General features: G+C 58.7%; 13 protein-coding genes. 8 read left to right on the forward strand and 5 right to left on the reverse strand.

Annotation, left to right across the window (positions count from 1 at the left end; translation table 11 throughout):
• Nucleotides 1-5 precede the first annotated feature (5 nt).
• From SOM18_RS11450 to SOM18_RS11480, 7 genes are all read left to right on the forward strand, one after another.
• Entirely contained in the window at nucleotides 6-2,222 is a 2,217-nt protein-coding gene (locus SOM18_RS11450; protein ID WP_320481713.1) for a polysaccharide biosynthesis tyrosine autokinase, read from the forward strand.
• A gap of 56 nt (nucleotides 2,223-2,278) precedes the next feature.
• The gene (locus SOM18_RS11455; RefSeq protein ID WP_320481714.1) at nucleotides 2,279-3,448 is read left to right on the forward strand and encodes a hypothetical protein; all 1,170 of its coding nucleotides are present in this window, start codon (nucleotides 2,279-2,281) and stop codon (nucleotides 3,446-3,448) included.
• A 24-nt stretch (nucleotides 3,449-3,472) separates the two neighbouring features.
• A complete protein-coding gene (locus SOM18_RS11460) occupies nucleotides 3,473-3,772 on the forward strand; it encodes a hypothetical protein (RefSeq protein WP_320481715.1) in 300 nt (99 codons plus the stop codon).
• 222 nt (nucleotides 3,773-3,994) lie between these two features.
• Nucleotides 3,995-4,936 (forward strand): site-specific integrase, encoded by a 942-nt coding sequence (locus SOM18_RS11465; RefSeq protein ID WP_320481716.1) that lies wholly within the window; start codon nucleotides 3,995-3,997, stop codon nucleotides 4,934-4,936.
• 432 nt (nucleotides 4,937-5,368) lie between these two features.
• Nucleotides 5,369-6,250 (forward strand): replication initiator protein A, encoded by an 882-nt coding sequence (locus tag SOM18_RS11470; protein WP_320481717.1) that lies wholly within the window; start codon nucleotides 5,369-5,371, stop codon nucleotides 6,248-6,250.
• Between the two features lie 713 nt (nucleotides 6,251-6,963).
• Entirely contained in the window at nucleotides 6,964-7,674 is a 711-nt protein-coding gene (locus tag SOM18_RS11475; RefSeq protein WP_320481718.1) for a helix-turn-helix domain-containing protein, read from the forward strand.
• 567 nt (nucleotides 7,675-8,241) lie between these two features.
• Nucleotides 8,242-8,472 carry a hypothetical protein gene (locus SOM18_RS11480; protein WP_320481719.1) on the forward strand — a complete coding sequence of 77 codons (231 nt, stop codon included), beginning with the start codon at nucleotides 8,242-8,244 and terminating at the stop codon, nucleotides 8,470-8,472.
• A gap of 1,147 nt (nucleotides 8,473-9,619) precedes the next feature.
• Here SOM18_RS11480 and SOM18_RS11485 read toward each other — a convergent pair.
• From SOM18_RS11485 to SOM18_RS11505, 5 genes are all read right to left on the reverse strand, one after another.
• Nucleotides 9,620-10,819, reverse strand: coding sequence for a replication initiator protein A (locus SOM18_RS11485; protein ID WP_320481720.1), 1,200 nt, complete (start codon nucleotides 10,817-10,819; stop codon nucleotides 9,620-9,622).
• 103 nt (nucleotides 10,820-10,922) lie between these two features.
• Nucleotides 10,923-11,963, reverse strand: coding sequence for a ParB/RepB/Spo0J family partition protein (locus SOM18_RS11490; RefSeq protein WP_320481721.1), 1,041 nt, complete (start codon nucleotides 11,961-11,963; stop codon nucleotides 10,923-10,925).
• Nucleotides 11,964-12,025: 62 nt separating this feature from the next.
• Complete coding sequence (locus SOM18_RS11495) at nucleotides 12,026-13,222, reverse strand: AAA family ATPase (RefSeq protein WP_320481722.1); 1,197 nt, start codon at nucleotides 13,220-13,222, stop codon at nucleotides 12,026-12,028.
• Nucleotides 13,223-13,647: 425 nt separating this feature from the next.
• Nucleotides 13,648-14,196 (reverse strand): GNAT family N-acetyltransferase, encoded by a 549-nt coding sequence (locus SOM18_RS11500; RefSeq protein ID WP_320481723.1) that lies wholly within the window; start codon nucleotides 14,194-14,196, stop codon nucleotides 13,648-13,650.
• Entirely contained in the window at nucleotides 14,193-14,501 is a 309-nt protein-coding gene (locus SOM18_RS11505; RefSeq protein ID WP_192099674.1) for a DUF1778 domain-containing protein, read from the reverse strand. The genes SOM18_RS11500 and SOM18_RS11505 overlap by 4 nt, the downstream gene beginning before the upstream one ends.
• 689 nt (nucleotides 14,502-15,190) lie before the next feature.
• On the opposite strand from SOM18_RS11505, the gene SOM18_RS11510 reads away from it, so the two are divergent.
• A complete protein-coding gene (locus SOM18_RS11510) occupies nucleotides 15,191-16,027 on the forward strand; it encodes a hypothetical protein (protein ID WP_320481724.1) in 837 nt (278 codons plus the stop codon).
• The last annotated feature ends 32 nt before the right edge of the window (nucleotides 16,028-16,059 follow it).

Below are 16,059 nucleotides of genomic sequence, written 5' to 3' on the forward strand. Positions count from 1 at the left end.
CCGTCATGAACGTTGTATCTACAAATTTGTATACCGGTACACCCAAGGGGGCGATGCCGACCGACGCGCGTGGCGTGGAAGCGGACCGGATGCCGCTCATTCGGCAATACATGCGGATTGCCGTCCGGTGGCGGTATGTCATCCTTGGCATCATCGCTACCTGCATCATCCTTGGGTTGGTAACAACTTTGTTGATGACGCCAAAGTATACCGCGCTGACGACTGTCGAGATTTCACGTGAATCGGACAAGGTTACCGGCATCCAAGGCGTCGAACAGGAGGTCAGCGTCGCTGATCAAGAGTTCTACCAGACGCAATACGGACTTCTCAAATCACGTTCGCTTTCGGAACGGGTCGCATTACAGCTAAGGCTTGTTGACGATCCAAAATTTTTTGAACTGTTTGGCAAAAATGGCGGCGAAACCGCGCTTGAGATGGTTAACGGCCAATATTCGGCAGCTGGCCGTGTCGATCGCCAGCGGATCGCGGGCGAAATTCTTTTGAAGAACGTCAACGTTTCTCCGACGCGCTTGTCGCGTTTGGTCGACATCCGCTTTACTAGTCCCGATGCAGCCTTTTCGACGAAGGTCGCGAATGCGTGGGCTGAGAACTTCATTCAAACAAACCTAGAGCGTAAAATTCAGGCAACGTCCTATGGGCGCAATATGCTACAGCGACAGCTTGGCCAGCTGAAAGAGCGGCTCGACCAGTCGCAGCACCAGCTGGTCGCCTATGCCTCTGCGCAGCGGATCATCAACCTGCCATCGCTTTCTGGCGGTGACGGGAAGACAACGTCCGAGCGGTCAATCGTTGCTGACGACCTTGCTGCGTTAAACACAGTTTTATCGCAGGCAACGGCCGACCGTATTCAAGTTCAGGCCCGATATGAGCAGGCGGGGCGGGCGGGGGCGTCTACAGAGGCGCTGCGTAATGTCGCCATTAATAACCTGCGACAGAAGCGAGCCGAACTTGCTGCGGATTATCAGCGCCTGATGACGCAGTTCGAGCCTGGCTACCCTGCCGCCAAGGCCATTCAGTCTCAGATTGATCAGCTGGACCGCTCAATTGGCCGCGAGGAGTCCCGCGTATCTAATTCGCTCCGTGCGGATTTTCGCGAAGCGGAAGAGCGCGAGAATGCACTTCAGGCACGGGTTAACCAGCTTAAGACGAACTACCTCGATCTGCGACGCCGAAGCATCCAGTATAATATTTATCAGCAGGAGGTGGACACGAACAAGGCGCTCTACGATGGCCTTCTTCAGCGCTTTAAGGAAATCGGCGTAGCTGGCGGCGTAGGGATTAATAACGTTTCGATCGTTGATGCTGCAGATATGCCGCAGAAGCCGTCGAGCCCACGCATTCTGCTGAACCTCGTTATTGCCCTATTTGCAGGCGTCGCGTTGGCGGCGGTCACGGCCTATGCGCTCGAGCAGATTGACGAAGCGATCGCTGATCCCGCAGAGGTTGAACGTCGGCTTGGCCTACCATTACTGGGGTCAGTACCGAAGGTTGACAATGCAACGCCAAAGGAAGCGTTGCTCGATCGCAAGTCAGACTTGGTCGACGCCTATCTTGCGGTTCAGACAAATCTTGCGTTTACAACTGAGCATGGCGTGCCGCGTTCGTTTGCCGTCACCTCGACGCGCCCGGCAGAAGGTAAGTCGACGACGGCGTTGGCGCTGGCCTCGACACTAGCACGTGGCCAACGCAAGGTGATTCTGATCGATGGTGACATGCGCTCGCCTTCCGTTCATCATTTGGGCGGTGTCGATCACAACCTCGGCCTCAGCAACTTCCTAACCGGCCGCGACGACATCGAGATGCTTACTTTCCCGATGACTGATCTCGGCTTCACGGCCATGTCAGCCGGGCCAATACCACCTAATGCTGCTGAACTATTGATGAGCAATCGTTTCGGAGTGCTGATCGACCGACTGCTTGAAACCTACGACCATGTCATTGTCGATTCTCCCCCGGTCATGGGGCTAGCGGATGCTCCGCTGATTGCCAGCCATGTTGAAGGGGTGATCTTTGCTATTGAATCGCACGGCATCCGCTCCAGCATGGTGAAGACAGCGCTCATGCGGCTTGTGAGCACTAATGCACGTATTTTGGGTGGCGTGTTGACGAAATTCGAAGCACGTAAGGCGCATTATGGCTATGGCTACGAATATGGTTATGGTTATGGACGGTCCGAGCAAGGGAAGGCATCAGGCGGCTGATGCCACGGCGATTATCTAAGACGCGTCGGTCTAGAGCGGAGTGGTCGGTGCGCGGGATGCTCGCACTGACCGCTGCCGCTCTAGGCTATGTAAGCGTTGCATACACCTTGGGCTATAGTCTTCGCACGAGTGCCACCGAACGGGGCCATAGGCTGGCGCCGGCCGATGGACGTATCACGGCTTTGATGGCACAGCGGCTTGCCAAAATTGATGCGCGCGCTGCCGATCGACATCTGGCGAACAGACTGGCGCGTGCTGCTCTATTGCAGGACCCTACGGCGGTGGTGGCCGCCTCTACGCTTGGTCTCAATGCCCAACTTGCGGGTGATACGAAAAGCGCTCGACGACTGTTCTCATATGCCGAAAAGCTGTCACGGCGCGAATTTCAAACAGAAATATGGGCCATCGAAGATGCTGTAGGTCGCGGTGACGTGCCAGGCGTGCTGCATCATTACGATGTTGCTTTGCGCACCTCACGGAGTGCGCCTGATGTGCTGTTCCCAATTCTAGCATCGGCAATCTCGGACTCCGACATTCGCAGTGCATTGTTGAAAACCCTAATGAACGGGCCCGTTTGGGGACCTAGTTTCGTCAACTATGCTTCTGCTAACGCGGAATCGGACGCGGCAATCCGATTGTTCCAAAGTATGACTCGCGCTGGGCTTGCCGTCACCGATGAACCGCGTGCGCGGGTTGTCTCTGCGATGATCGGACAGGGCCGTGCAAGGTCTGCGTGGGCATACTATACGACGTTCCGCACTAATGCTGACCCCCGGATATCGCGGGACGCTAGATTCAATGCGGACGTCAAATTGCCGACTCCATTCGACTGGGTGGCTATTAATGATGACGGAATGTCGGCCTCGATTCAGCGCAATGGAAATGCGGGCATATTTGACTTTGCCGCTCCGCCAAGTGTTGGTGGAGCGCTGCTTCGACAGATGCAGGTCCTGCCGACAGGCGAATATCGTCTGGCAGGACATAGTATAGGTATTGATCAAGACGTGGCTGTTCGTCCCTATTGGCTATTAAACTGTAGTGATGGGCGCGAACTCGGCCGTGTTAATATACCTAATTCGATCCAGGCTAAAGGTATGTTCGAAGGCCGCTTTACCGTACCAGCCGACTGCCCTGTGCAGTCGCTGATGTTGGTTGCTCGACCAACCGACAATGTCGTTGGCTTGGCAGGACAAATTGACTGGGTTCGCTTAGAACCGCTACGCTGACCGGATCGGATAAAGTCAATTCGCATGCGCATCTTCTTCGCTCCGCTCATCATAGTGGCGTCCGCAATGCCTGCAATGGCGCAACAGGGAACGGGCCGAGTTGCAGATTCAGCGGTTGGCGAAGTTGGGCAACGTCAGTCGCGCAGTCAGTCCGCAACTAACGCAAAACCTATGGATAGGATTAGTAATCGCATCCGCAACCGCGTTGAGCTTCGCATTCGAAACCGCATCGATCGATTTTATAATCCGCAGGGCGATGCTGCATCATCATTCGATACGGCGAACGACCGCTCACGCATCAACCCGGACGGTCGCAGCCGATGAGCGGCAGCGTTTCCTAAATCGTTCGGACGATCGGGACGGCAAACTACGCATTGCCGCCGGATGTCCGATAAGTTTAATTCTCGGACATAAGGGTGGCGTGGCGCAATCGAGCGTGGCACACGCTCTTGTATGGTCGCTTCCCGCACTCTTGGACCGATGCCGTCCGATCCGGACCTCACATCGTCGCGAACACCGTTCGTTACCGTAGACTCGGATGAACCGATGCTGCCCGCGATCCTGCATGAAAAGATCGAGCGCGCGGCCGCGTATGCGAAAGCGGCCCGCGCCGGTGCGACGCGACGCGCTTATGATTCCGATTGGACGATCTTCACCGCCTGGTGCACGCAGCATGGTCTGCCATCGCTGCCGGCCACACCGGACATCGTTGCGGTCTTTGCCAGTGACCAGGCGACCGCTGGGCTCAACCCGTCGACGATCAACCGGCGGGTGGCAGCCATCGGACATCATCATCGCGCTGGCGGGTATCCGGCACCGACCGCGATGCCGACCGCGGGTCGCCTGGCTGAAGTACTCGCCGGCATTCGCGCGGAACACGGCAGTGCCAAACGACAGAAGCGTCCCGCAGACGCGGCTGCGCTGCGCAATATGCTGGCCGCGATCGACGGTGAAGGTCTGCGGGCCCTGCGCGATCGCGCGATCCTGGCGATCGGGATGGCCGCAGCGTTGCGGCGGTCCGAAATTGTTGCACTTCAGGTCGAAAATGTCGGGGTCGTACCCGAGGGGCTCAGACTAACTATTGCCCATTCGAAGACCGATCAGACCCGGCAAGGCATCGTTATCGCCATTCCTGAAGGCTCGCGTATTCGACCAAAAGCGCTCCTCCTTGCTTGGATGGCTGCGGCCGGCCATATTGAGGGACCGCTTTTTCGACGCTTGTCGAGGCTCGATGCGCTTACCCCTGCCGCCATGTCGGATCGTGCGATTGCCCGCCTGGTCCAGCATCATGCTGCCGCTGCGGGCTATGATCCGAAACAATTTGCGGGGCATTCCCTACGCGCGGGATTTCTTACCGAGGGTGCATCGCAAGGCGCGACGATCTTCAAACTTCAGGAAGTCAGCCGACATAAATCGGTGCAGATTCTTGCTGATTATGTACGGAATGCAGATCTTTTCAAGGATCATGCAGGTCAGCGATTCCTCTAAAAATCTGATAACAATAGATATCGAAGCAGGTGGATTTGTAGGGCTCGATATGCCGGTACATTGGCCGAGGGATCAATTATCGCGAATTGAACCGTGGCAGACATCTTAAACACGCTTGTCGCCTGCTCGCAAAACGGTGGCGTGATAGGGCGGGTTTCGGGTTTTCCGTGTGATAGCACGAAGCCGTATCTTCACACCGTATGGTGTTTGCCGTTGCTCGGCGTTTTCCTCGTAAAATAACGAACGGCGAAACCAATCGCGGTACCATATTCCTGAAATCGGAGCGTGTTCCCGGAGGCGGGCTGTCCATATGTCTAGTGCCACGATCCAACCCAGCCAATGTTCGTGCTATCACACGGAAAACCCCCTTTCCGTTGGACAAGCGTGAGGCACCGACACAGGTTGATCGCTGATAAAGGCGAGTTTGGGATCATGAGCGACGTTGCGGTTTTTCAGGGCGATCTGTTTTCGGTGCATAGCCCGCTGTACGGGGATGTGCAGGGCGAGCGGACCGTGGCTGAATTTCCGTTCTTCGCCCTGTCGAAAAAGGCCCATATGACGCCGATGGTCTTTGAATCGGGCGAAGCCCGGATCGAGATCAATCCGAGCAAGACCGGCGTCGCAACGATCTATGACAAGGAAATCCTGCTCTATATCGCCAGTCTGATGGCGGAGCGGGCCGAAAAAGGCGAAAAAGCCGACCGGATCATGACGTTTACCGCCAATGATCTCTTCCGCGTCACCGGTACGAACGCGTCGGCACGGTCCTATACGTCGCTCAAGGCCTCACTGAATAGGCTGCAAGGGACGCAGATTATCACCAATATCGAAACCGGCGGCGAAGGATCGGACAGCTCCTTTTCCTGGCTGCTCAAGGCTGACATCAAGTACATCAAGACATTGACGGGCGAGCGCCGGGTAAAATGGGTCGAAGTTATGGTGTGCGATTGGCTGTATCGTGCGATCCTGACGGATCAGCGAATCGCTGCGTACCATCATGACTTCTTCAAGCTTGGTCCCATCGAGCGGCGTCTATACGAACTCGCCAAGTTCAACTGCAAGGACGACGGATTCACACTTAATATTGGCGAGCTCGCGGCGCGCGTAGGCTGCGCTTCGGACCGACGTGGCCTCGAATATTTCAAGAAGCAGCTTCGCGACGTGTCCGAACGGGATAGTCTACCCGAGTATACTCTCGATGTGGCCGAAACGAAAATTCCGTCTGGACGTGGTGGTCGGCCACGGTTGCACACGACCATCGGCTTTCGACCCAAAAGAGAGCTCGAAATCCTAGACGACGACACGGACGCGTAATCCGTTTGCAGGCTAGGACGAGGTTTTCCGTGTAATAGCACGAACGCAAACTCGATACCTGTCGGCCTGCCCGGCTAAGCTACCCGACGCCGGCGAGAGTTTTCCGTGTAATAGCACGAACATTTTCCGAGTTTTCCGTGTGAAAGCACGAACCTTGGCGCTTTGCCCTGCCCCCATAAACCGCAAGAATGGCCCAACGGCGGTCATGGTTTGTCCAATCCGGTTTTTTCCGGATCCGATGAGTGAGGACGTGGTCGTAACGATCATCGGCAAGGGAGGACAAGTGCCGACGTTTTTGAGTCGTATCGCGCGCAGTGTCTACGCTGGTGCAGGATGCACACATCGCTCAGATCGGCACCCTGCCCTATCTTGACCATGGCATTGATAACAAAGGAATGGCTGTGAGCGGATAAAAGGAAACCCGGCACGAAGGCCGGGCATCCCGAAAGCACATACTAGGTTCGTGCCGGCAAGCACAAACGATCGTCTACACAACGATCCCTAAATATGCGCTTTTCAGATTAAATTCAAGGATGCGCGTTTCGTGCCACGGCTGACTTTTGCCTGTTTCCGCCACCCTAAAAAGGGAACGGACGATGGGGACTATAACTATAGGTGATGCTGCGCTTAAGGCGTTCGGCCGGCTGACGCATGAGCGGTCGCCAGGGCAATCGGCGGGACGATCGGGTGCGCCGCACCGGACGGGCGCGCCTGTGCTGCGCGACAGCCTGGAGGCGGGCAGCTTCGAGGAGGCTTTCTGGACGGTGCCGGCCAAGGGGGAAACCGACCGTTTGTTGCATGTCGCGCGTAAGACCCTTGATGCTGCACGACGTTTGCGCCGTAATGCGCGATCGGGGGAGCGGACGTTGACGGCGGTCGAGCGGGGCATTGCCAAGCTGACCGGCAGCGCCGTCCGGGTCTTTGAGGAAATTCTCACGCTCGCGCGGTTGAACCGCGGCCGTGTATATCCTTCCTACGATTATCTTGCCGAGGCGACGGGGCTTGGTCGTGCAACCGTTGGCCGCGCGCTCGTGATCCTCGAAGCGATCGGCTTTCTGGTGCGTCAGCGGCGTTTCAATCGCGTGAAGACCGAGGGACCGGGGCCGCGATACGTTCAGACATCCAATGCCTATCGGCCTCTGCTGCCTGGTAGCGTCCGATCCTATCTCCCCCGCTGGATGCGTCCTGCGCCGTTGCCGGATGACGTTGTCCAGCATCACGCCGATCATGCGGTGCAAACCGCTGCAATGCTGAACACGCTGTCCTGTCGGGAGCTTGCGGAGATTACCGTCGATGGCCAGCTGGGTAAAATTCTTGCTAAGCTGGGTGAAGCGATCGATCGTACGGAGCGTGAAGCTCAAAATGGTTCAGAACCGCTAACGGATTCTATTAATATGGATAACTATAAAACGCGCTTTGCCTAAGGACCGCATCAAGCCACCATGAGCAACCAGCTGGTACTTACAAACGAATAACACGCGGAAAACCCTGGACGCGCCGACGTTGTCGGCGCGAATGCTCCCTACAGGATCATGCGGCTTCTGGAGCTCGATTATCGGGGCTGTCCCGCACGCGTAAGCTGACTGCGCTTGCAAGGAGCAGCAACGTGACTGCGCGGCCCATCCGTGTAGACCAAGTGACAAACGTCACGACGCCGGACAGGTTATAGCGGCGCCTCATGATTGCCGCATCTGCATCAGGGACGTAGAGAGACATGATATCCCCGAGGCCCGCGCCGACATCTTCACCGGAGCGCCCTGGACGGCTGACCGTTTCCAGCATTCTGCCGATGCTATAATGCGCGCAGCGTCAGCGACGCACCGTACGCCCGGCTGCTCCCTGCTACCGATCTCTTCTACGCTCCCCCTCCGATTACCCGCGCAATCGCATTCGATGCGTTCGGGGCGCTGGTGCATACCGGCTGCAAGCGGCATCCGTTCGAGCGGCTGATCCGACAAGCACGGAACTAGGCATAGCCCCTGCCCTCACCGATGATCCAGCCGATCGACTTCGCAGACTATGACGCCGGTTGGGCTGCCGTACCTAAACGCCGAGCCGACGATGCTCAACGAGAATTAGAGACGATCGCGCCCTATTCTGACACCCTAGGTACGCTGCGCCGGTTCGGCGAAGAGGGTGTGATGATCGCTGTCGCATCCAACCTTGCCCTGCCCTATACAACCCCGCTGAGGGCTTTGTTCGGCATTCTAATGGCCGTCTGATATTCTCGTTCGATGCAGGGGCGATCAAGCCTGAAAGAGCGTTCTATGCCGGCCTGAAGGCTCTTTTAGGATGCGACGCCAGTGTACTGCTGATGCTGTTAGATGTCTGGCGCGATGATATTTACGGCGCCGTGGAGGCTGGATCGCGCTCAGCGGGTCGATCGCTGGGGCCGTGCTTCTCATGCCCGCCAGTTTATCGCTGTTCGCGAACTCGGTGACGCTTGTCCCTATTGGCGGAGAGCTCCGCAAATGACGGGAACGGAACTCGCCTGCAACTCTATCGATGGGAATCTCGAATACCTTAAGGCCCAAGGGTGGCGCGCCATGCGACACGATTAGGGTAGACGCTCAAGAATGCACCGGATGCAGAAAGAGCGGCTACCAACCTAGGGCGGGACGATCATTACGATAGTTGCGAACAGCCCGAAACCGACCGTGCTGCCCTAATGTGAAACGCGGTTGCGACTATCGCCGCACGATGCATGCGTGACGGCCATAAATGGCTCACGGGGCGGGTATGTCCTCGCCGGTTGGGCATCACCTGCTGAATCGCGGGTGCCTTCCATCCGCTAGAAATTGCGTACGCTGCAATCGGACGATTCTTGCTGTCGACGACGAGTTCACACCATTCGCTATTGATCCAGAAGCAGGTCTGAGAGTGACCTACGTCGCATGGTGCATGCGCGGACACACGCACGACCCAATCCATTTCTCAAAAATATAGAAACTCCTTGGTTAGAGGGTTTATAACTGATGTTAAAGAGTTAGGCGGCTCTTTACCGGGCTTAAACGCCTTGTTCTCCGTGAGTTAGATCGGCACCGCCGTTCCGGATGTGTCGTCGATCCGTTCCTGGAGTGTCGACGACTAAGTTCCTGAAGGATCGACCTTGCGTTCCTGAAGGACCGAACGCTGTTCCTGGAGTGTCGAAGCCCCGGCCGATCGGATAGTTTTTTGAGAGCAATTGAATCAGTTCGCCGGGGTTTGTCTGAAGGGACGTTCAATTGGGATAGATACCCAAGCGTTGAGCGGGAAAGACATCTGTGAGCACGACACTTCGGGAACGGTGGCGCCAGTTTAGCGGTTTCGATTTACGTGTGGGTCCCCTGCCCTCCTGAGGCAAAGGCCGTTCGTAAGACGAAAAAGCTTCTAGCGCCCTAGTTCGTGGCGGTGCTTTTCATGATAGCGGCGGACAAAGCCGATGAACGCCGCCTGATAACTCACCGGCGTGCGAGCGTTGTCCGCCTCAACCCACGTGCGAAACTCATGGTGCAACGTCTGATAATCCCAGCCTGGGCACTCTGCGCGCAACGTTGCCATCGTCGCATCTGTGATTTCGCCGGCGGTCGCGCGTGTCGCCAGACTGGTGCGCGACCGTCGCAGCAACGCTGTCACGTCAATCGTTTCAGTCGCATCGTCAGCCGTGGCAGCGGGATTGGTTGACGCTGGCCTTGGTGCAGGTTTAGCGCCGTGCACCTTGTGCGCCGCCACGGTTTTCACCGGGCGCTCGGCATCACTGCGACGTTGCATCCGCAGCGATGGTTCGCGCTTGCCAGCCGGCGTCTCCAAGGCGAGCGCATAGCCAGGAAGCTCGTCGCGCTCCACGATCTTGGCGATCTCAAATTTGAAACGACGATACTGCCCTTCTGCGCCCGATTTCTCGAACAGTGTTGGCATGGCGATCGCGAAGCCGACCTCTCCTGCCCCGCCAGCGTGCTTGCGCGCTACGCGGTACAGCCAGCGCTCGCGCCCGCCGGTCAGGTCGAAATAGGCGCGGTCGATCGACAGCACCCCGCCCTGCATCATCACGCCTTCCCAGAACCAGTTCGATAACTCGATCGTCATGCCGCGCGATCGCTCGGTCCTTTCGTCGACCAGCTGGGTCCAGCCGTCGAGCCAGCTGAAGGTCGCCTCGCGGCGGTTCTCGGCGCGAATGTTCGTCTTGATCGTGGTCGACACCAACCGGTCGAGTGCCTGCCCAAGTAGCTCATAGGCGCGCCCCGTCGTCGGTCGCCCGATCGCGCGGAGCAGGTCGTAGGGCATCAGATGGAGCTTGCGCGGCACGTCGTTGACGCCGCGCCGGGCCATGTCGGCGAGCACGCTCGCGCAATAGATCAGGATATCGGCATCCCAGATTGTCGCCATGCCGTAATCGGGATTGCCCGAGACATGCACCCACAGCTTGCCGTCCGGGCTCTTGTAATCGATCGGCTTGACGCGCTTCGACTTGGCGAGGCTGAAGAACGGGCGTTCCATCATCTCGCGCTGGTCGCGCAGCGGCATGTCGGCGAGATAGGGGAGGAACAGGTCGAACTGCTCGGACACGTTCTGGCGATCGGCACGGGTCATGCGGTCAGACTCCGGGTGTTTCCCCGGGGAAACACCGTCGGGCCGGTGCGGGCAACCGTCGGCACCGGGGTGCAGCGCGGCCTGTTTCCCCGGGGAAACATGTTCACCGTTTCAGCCCGCGGCCTTCGGCCTCCAGATGCGCGAGCGCTTGGCGCAGCGCGTCGACCAGCTCGTCGGTCTCCGCACCCGACCCGGCGTGGAGCCGGATCGTGACGCCTTGGCGGTTGCTCGACTGGACGCTGAGCCCGGGGCGGCCGTGCGGCGTGGTCCAAGTAAACGGGGGAGCGCTGTCGACGGGATCGTTCGGCGCGTCGAGCAACCGCCGAAATACGTCCGCGGCAGGGTAGGGGGCCGCACCCCGATCGCGCCGCGCGGCCTGTTCGCGCGCGAGCTCGCGCGCCGCGCCCTGGATCGCCTTGGTTGCAGCCTTGTCGTCGAGCGCCTGCGCCAGTGCATAAGCGGGCTTGAGCTGGACATCGGCCGGGGAAGCGAAGGCTGCGATCACCGCATCGGGGATCTGTGCAACCTTGACCATCTTCGACAGCCAGCCCTTCGACACCTTGAGCCGTTCCGCCATCCGCGTCAGATGGTTGCCGTAATGCGTCTTGAGCGCGTCGGCATAATTGCGCGCGCGTTCGAGATCGGACACGTCCTTGCGTGCCCGGTTCTCGAGGTCCGCGAGCCGGAACGCTGCTTCGTCGTCGAGGCTGGCAACTTGCGCCACAAACTGCATTTCGGGATAGGAATGCGCACGCAGCCAGCTGATCGACCAGTGGCGTCGCGTGCCCGCGATCACTTCGAAGTCATGAGCCGGATCGCCGTCAACACGGCGTACCACCGCTGGGACTTTCTGTCCGCCTTCGGCGATGATGGAATCGATCAGCTCGCGGCAGCCATCTTCAGTCAAATGCTTGTAGCTGCGTGCATTGCCGGGCCAGATCCGCACGCGCGTGGGATCCAGCAGCAGCTGCGTCACTTGCCGCACTTCGCCGCTCGTCACGCGCGCGAGCGCGGTCTCTCGGTTGAGCAGCGTGGTGCCGCGCGACCGTTCGGGTATGGGCGGGGCAGGGGGGGCGCCCGCGTCGGTTTCGGCTGGCTCATCCGCTAGCAAGGCCGCGAGATAATCGGATTGCTTACGCGCCATGCGGCACCTCCCGCATTAGACATATTTGGAACGCTGATGTGTCGGACAGCGACAATTCTGGTTCACGCGACATGGAGTAGATCTTCTTCACGTGCGGGCTCCACTCGGCCCCAGCCTTGGCGGACGAGCTGCTCAATCTGTCCCATCGCCTCATCGAGGTTGGCGCGGCAACGCTTGTGCGTCTTGGGCGTGCCGATCGGGCGTTCGAGTTCATAGATCGTCATCATACGCATCGCGGCGTGGCTGATCTCGGCGGATTCTAGGATGGGTACTGGAAGCAGGGCAGGGCCGAAGCTCTGTTCCATGATCGTGCGGACCATTGCGTGGCTCGGGTCGTTGGAGTCGAACTTTGAACATATCAACCGTAGGAAGCCGTATTCCACCTCGATACCGGCATGCGCGAGCTGCTGCAGCACCTGGTCCATCATCGACAGGAACTGCACTGTCGAACAGAAATCCGGCGTTGTTGCGGCCAGCGGGACGAGCAGCGCATTCGCCGCCTGCATCACGGCAAGGCTGATCGTCCCGAGCGCGGGGGGAGGATCCAGCAGTACCACATCATAATTGCGCGCGAGGTCGGCCAGCCCCTGCTTAAGTTTGCGGAAGCGTGCGGCGAGTACCGACTGCCCATCCGATCCCGCCGCGGCGAGCTCATACTCAACGTCGAATAACTCGAGGTTCGACGGGATCAGGTCAACGTTGGGCCACGGCGTTGATTTGACTGCATAAAGCAAATCGGCCTGGGTCGGATCGATCGACAGATACGGGTATAGCGTCTCTTCTCGTGTAATATTGAAATGGGGATTGAACCCGAACAGCGTCGTCGTTGTCGCTTGGCTGTCGCAATCGACTACCAGCACACGATAGCCCTGCACCGCAAAATAATGTGCGAGGTGGCAGGTTACGGTCGACTTGCCGACTCCGCCCTTAAAATTCTGCACCGCGATGATTGCGGGAATATCAAGCGGCGCGCGGGCAGGAGAGGCGCCAAGTACCTCGCGCATCTGCAGCAAGTTCTCCACCGAATAGCCGAGTCTGCGCCCGTTTTCACCCGCCGGGGCGGGGGGGAGGCGACCGTCGTCCTCGGCCATACGGATCCGGTTGGTCGAACAGTGGAGCAATTGCGCTGCCTCTGCGATTCCAAAGCGGACGTTAAGTCCCTTCCGGCTTTCGGGCAGGAACGCCTTACGCCGTAGGCGTTCGATCATTCGTTCGCCTGCGTCCGCAAGTTCGCCGATATGATTGACGATGGCATTCATGAACCGGTCCAATCGCTAATTTGAATCTTTTGATAAGGTCTTTATAGGTAAAAAGCTTCAAACGAAAGAGCGCGTTCACTAAAAGACTTATTTCGAGTTTGCCCCCCGCAACCAGCGTGCGTCACGGAGCAGCATGTGTTGTGATCAGATTTCTTGGCATCACGTTCATCACAGAACGATTTCAAATGGCATCGTCAAAGAGGCAGAAGATGCCAGCTTAATAGGAGGCGGATTTCGGGGAGGCAGTTACTCGCCCCAACTGCAAGCGTTTCAGGGGAAGGCGCCTGCGCTTCCAGCCCTGGTCCGCGAACGCAAATCAGGCTTCGGCTGCTCGCCAAAAACGCAACAGATGATCAGCAGGCACATGGTCGTCGAGCCGAAACCCATAAACAACGCCCCCTGCACCGCCTGTCGACCCCTCATGCTCATGACTGCGTAAGCGTTCGAACCGTCGCGATCGGAAGGAAGAGTCGCAAGCCATTGGACGCCAGTGGCTCAAAACCATACCCGGTATAGAGCGCCACGCGCTTCGCCACCGTGTCGGGGTCGCCACAGTCCAGCACGTCGAGCATGACGACGGCGATACCCAGCACATCAGCCGCCACGACCAGTCGCTTGAGGCAATCGACCAACAGATCGCCGCCATAACCCTGTCCCTGGAACCGGCTGTCGACGCCGATCATCGAGATATAGGCTGCCGGAATGCTGCCATGGGCAGGGCGGGTGCGGGCGAACCGCTTGGGCAATTTGGTATAGTCGATGGCGTGGGCATTGGTGGCGTAGAAGCCAATCAGCTCGTTCTCGGGGCCCGTCATTACAAAGGTGCGGATGTTGCCCGCCTTGGTGAGTTTGTTGGCGGTACGACGGAAGAAGTTGTCGACCTGGTCGATACCACACGAGAAAGCCGCTCGATCATGCCTGGCAGGATCGAGCGGCTCGATAACAATGCGTTTTGCAGTCTCGGTTGCGGTCACCGACTGATGATCATCTCGCGATGGCGCGCAAAGGCGGTTAGCAGTCGCTCGGTGGGGGCCGGCGGTATGTCGAGCGCGGCGAAGAAGCCGGCATGGTCGATCGGCTGCAAGCTGGTGCGTTCATGCGCCGCGATCGTCTCCATTGCCGAACGATAGGCCGCGTTCATGGTGAAGACGGAGTCGTCCACGCCCGAGAGCGCGGCAGCCTGCTGAATGGCCTGCTTGATGCGCGGCTTGGTGCGGAAGTTCATCCGTTCGCTGCTGCGCTCGTCAACGGCGCCGACCTGATCCTGGAAGCCTAGCATGGCACACCTCCTCTAGCTCTTGGTCCTATGTACGCCTTAGTGGCGTACATTTCAATAATTCGCTGCTGCTTTGAGGTGGCCGTGTCCGGCAGTTGCGATCGCCGCTTTCTACCGCCACGACGTATGAGGAGGGGATTACCATCGAGCATGCTTATCGGCATGGGCGTGATCCAGTCAGCGCCTAAGGTCGGGTAACTCTCCGTGTAGCCACTACCCGCAATCCAGCTGTTCGTGAATGCGTCGACGCCGTTCGTGCCCCGTTGATAGGCTCAGGCAACCCCCGCAGCCTGACGATCGGGAATGGATCGGACCTAGAGACAGGTTGGAGTTGGCGAAGCAGGAATCGTCCGACCGTAGCGCGAAGCCCCACTGGTAGCTGATCAGACCCACCCGAGCCCCCTCAGGTGAGGGGATGGTCCGAAACTCACCCGTCAGCATCAGGATTTCAGGAACTGCCATTCTCACAGGTGATCGGCCGTGTTAATCGGGCTTTGCCGTCTGGTCAGTCCCGGGGGGTGAGGCGTAGGAACCTCAGGTCATTGCAGCCGGTCGACAACAGATGTCGGCCGGGTGGCCGTCACGCATGTCCAAGGCTCGCCTAAAGGTGGCGGCGCCTTGTGCAATGCAGGGTTCCTAACACCCGGCTCCACGGGCCGGGAACCGCCTCCAGACGACAGGAGGAGGTGGATATGATGTTAATTTCTGTAGCCACGGTCACTATGATCGTCACAGCTTTGCTGGTTGCGTCGCCTGGCGATGTGACGTCGGCGCCTGCAATCGCCAACTTCCTGACCAGCATAGGCGGGGACACCGCAATGAAGACCAGCGGGTCGATGTCATCCAATCCGCTCCCGCAGATCTATCCGTTGGTGCGCGATGAGAGCGAGATTATTGGCTATCGTTTCTTTGCCGAGAAGCTTACGGCCAACGGCTCCGCCACTGCAGAACGGGTCCGGGGAGTTTTCGCGCTAGAATGCGCCGCCAAGGGCGGCCGCATCGAGCCGGAAGACGGCGAGGTCGCCCGCAGCTTCCGTGACCGCGTGCTGGGCCGCAGACTGCCGCCACGGGGAAGTTTCAAGCATTTCTGGTCCGGAGTGTCGGCAGTGTGTGTCCGCAGCCCCTCCGAGGTCATGGGCGGCTTTGTTGCCATCACCTTCGACAATACCGAGCTGGGGACCAAGGGCTATATCGGTGCACGGTTGTTCAGCCGGATCTCGCTCATGCCCACCCGCACCGCCGTCTATGCCTATCGACCAGACCGCATTCGGTCGGCCGCGTCGTTCCAAGCGCAGCAGGCCGCCCGGCGTGCCGATAATGTTGCTGAGCAGCGGACCCAAGAAGCGTTCCGCCACGACCTTGTCGTCGGCACGGAAACCAACTGTGGCATCGTGATCCAGATCCGCGGACCGATGGTCGAGATCGCCGTGCCGCCGGTCCGGCTGCCACCCAATGGCCAGTCAACCTTCTGGTCAAAGCGCGATATTCTGGCGCTACCCGGGATAGCCCCCTGTACCTACGGTCTTTAATTTTATCTCCCGATATCGTGTCATCCCCGTCA

The sequence above is a fragment of the Sphingomonas sp. CFBP9019 genome, assembly GCF_034045155.1.
GTDB lineage: Bacteria > Pseudomonadota > Alphaproteobacteria > Sphingomonadales > Sphingomonadaceae > Sphingomonas > Sphingomonas aerolata.

Coding starts and splice junctions, on each gene's coding strand:
- SOM18_RS11450 (WP_320481713.1), top strand. CDS start 6: ATGAACGTTGTATCTACAAATTTGTATACCGGTACACCCAAGGGGGCG.
- SOM18_RS11455 (WP_320481714.1), top strand. CDS start 2,279: ATGCTCGCACTGACCGCTGCCGCTCTAGGCTATGTAAGCGTTGCATAC.
- SOM18_RS11460 (WP_320481715.1), top strand. CDS start 3,473: ATGCGCATCTTCTTCGCTCCGCTCATCATAGTGGCGTCCGCAATGCCT.
- SOM18_RS11465 (WP_320481716.1), top strand. CDS start 3,995: ATGCTGCCCGCGATCCTGCATGAAAAGATCGAGCGCGCGGCCGCGTAT.
- SOM18_RS11470 (WP_320481717.1), top strand. CDS start 5,369: ATGAGCGACGTTGCGGTTTTTCAGGGCGATCTGTTTTCGGTGCATAGC.
- SOM18_RS11480 (WP_320481719.1), top strand. CDS start 8,242: ATGATCCAGCCGATCGACTTCGCAGACTATGACGCCGGTTGGGCTGCC.
- SOM18_RS11485 (WP_320481720.1), bottom strand. CDS start 10,819: ATGACCCGTGCCGATCGCCAGAACGTGTCCGAGCAGTTCGACCTGTTC.
- SOM18_RS11490 (WP_320481721.1), bottom strand. CDS start 11,963: ATGGCGCGTAAGCAATCCGATTATCTCGCGGCCTTGCTAGCGGATGAG.
- SOM18_RS11495 (WP_320481722.1), bottom strand. CDS start 13,222: ATGAATGCCATCGTCAATCATATCGGCGAACTTGCGGACGCAGGCGAA.
- SOM18_RS11505 (WP_192099674.1), bottom strand. CDS start 14,501: ATGCTAGGCTTCCAGGATCAGGTCGGCGCCGTTGACGAGCGCAGCAGC.
- SOM18_RS11510 (WP_320481724.1), top strand. CDS start 15,191: ATGATGTTAATTTCTGTAGCCACGGTCACTATGATCGTCACAGCTTTG.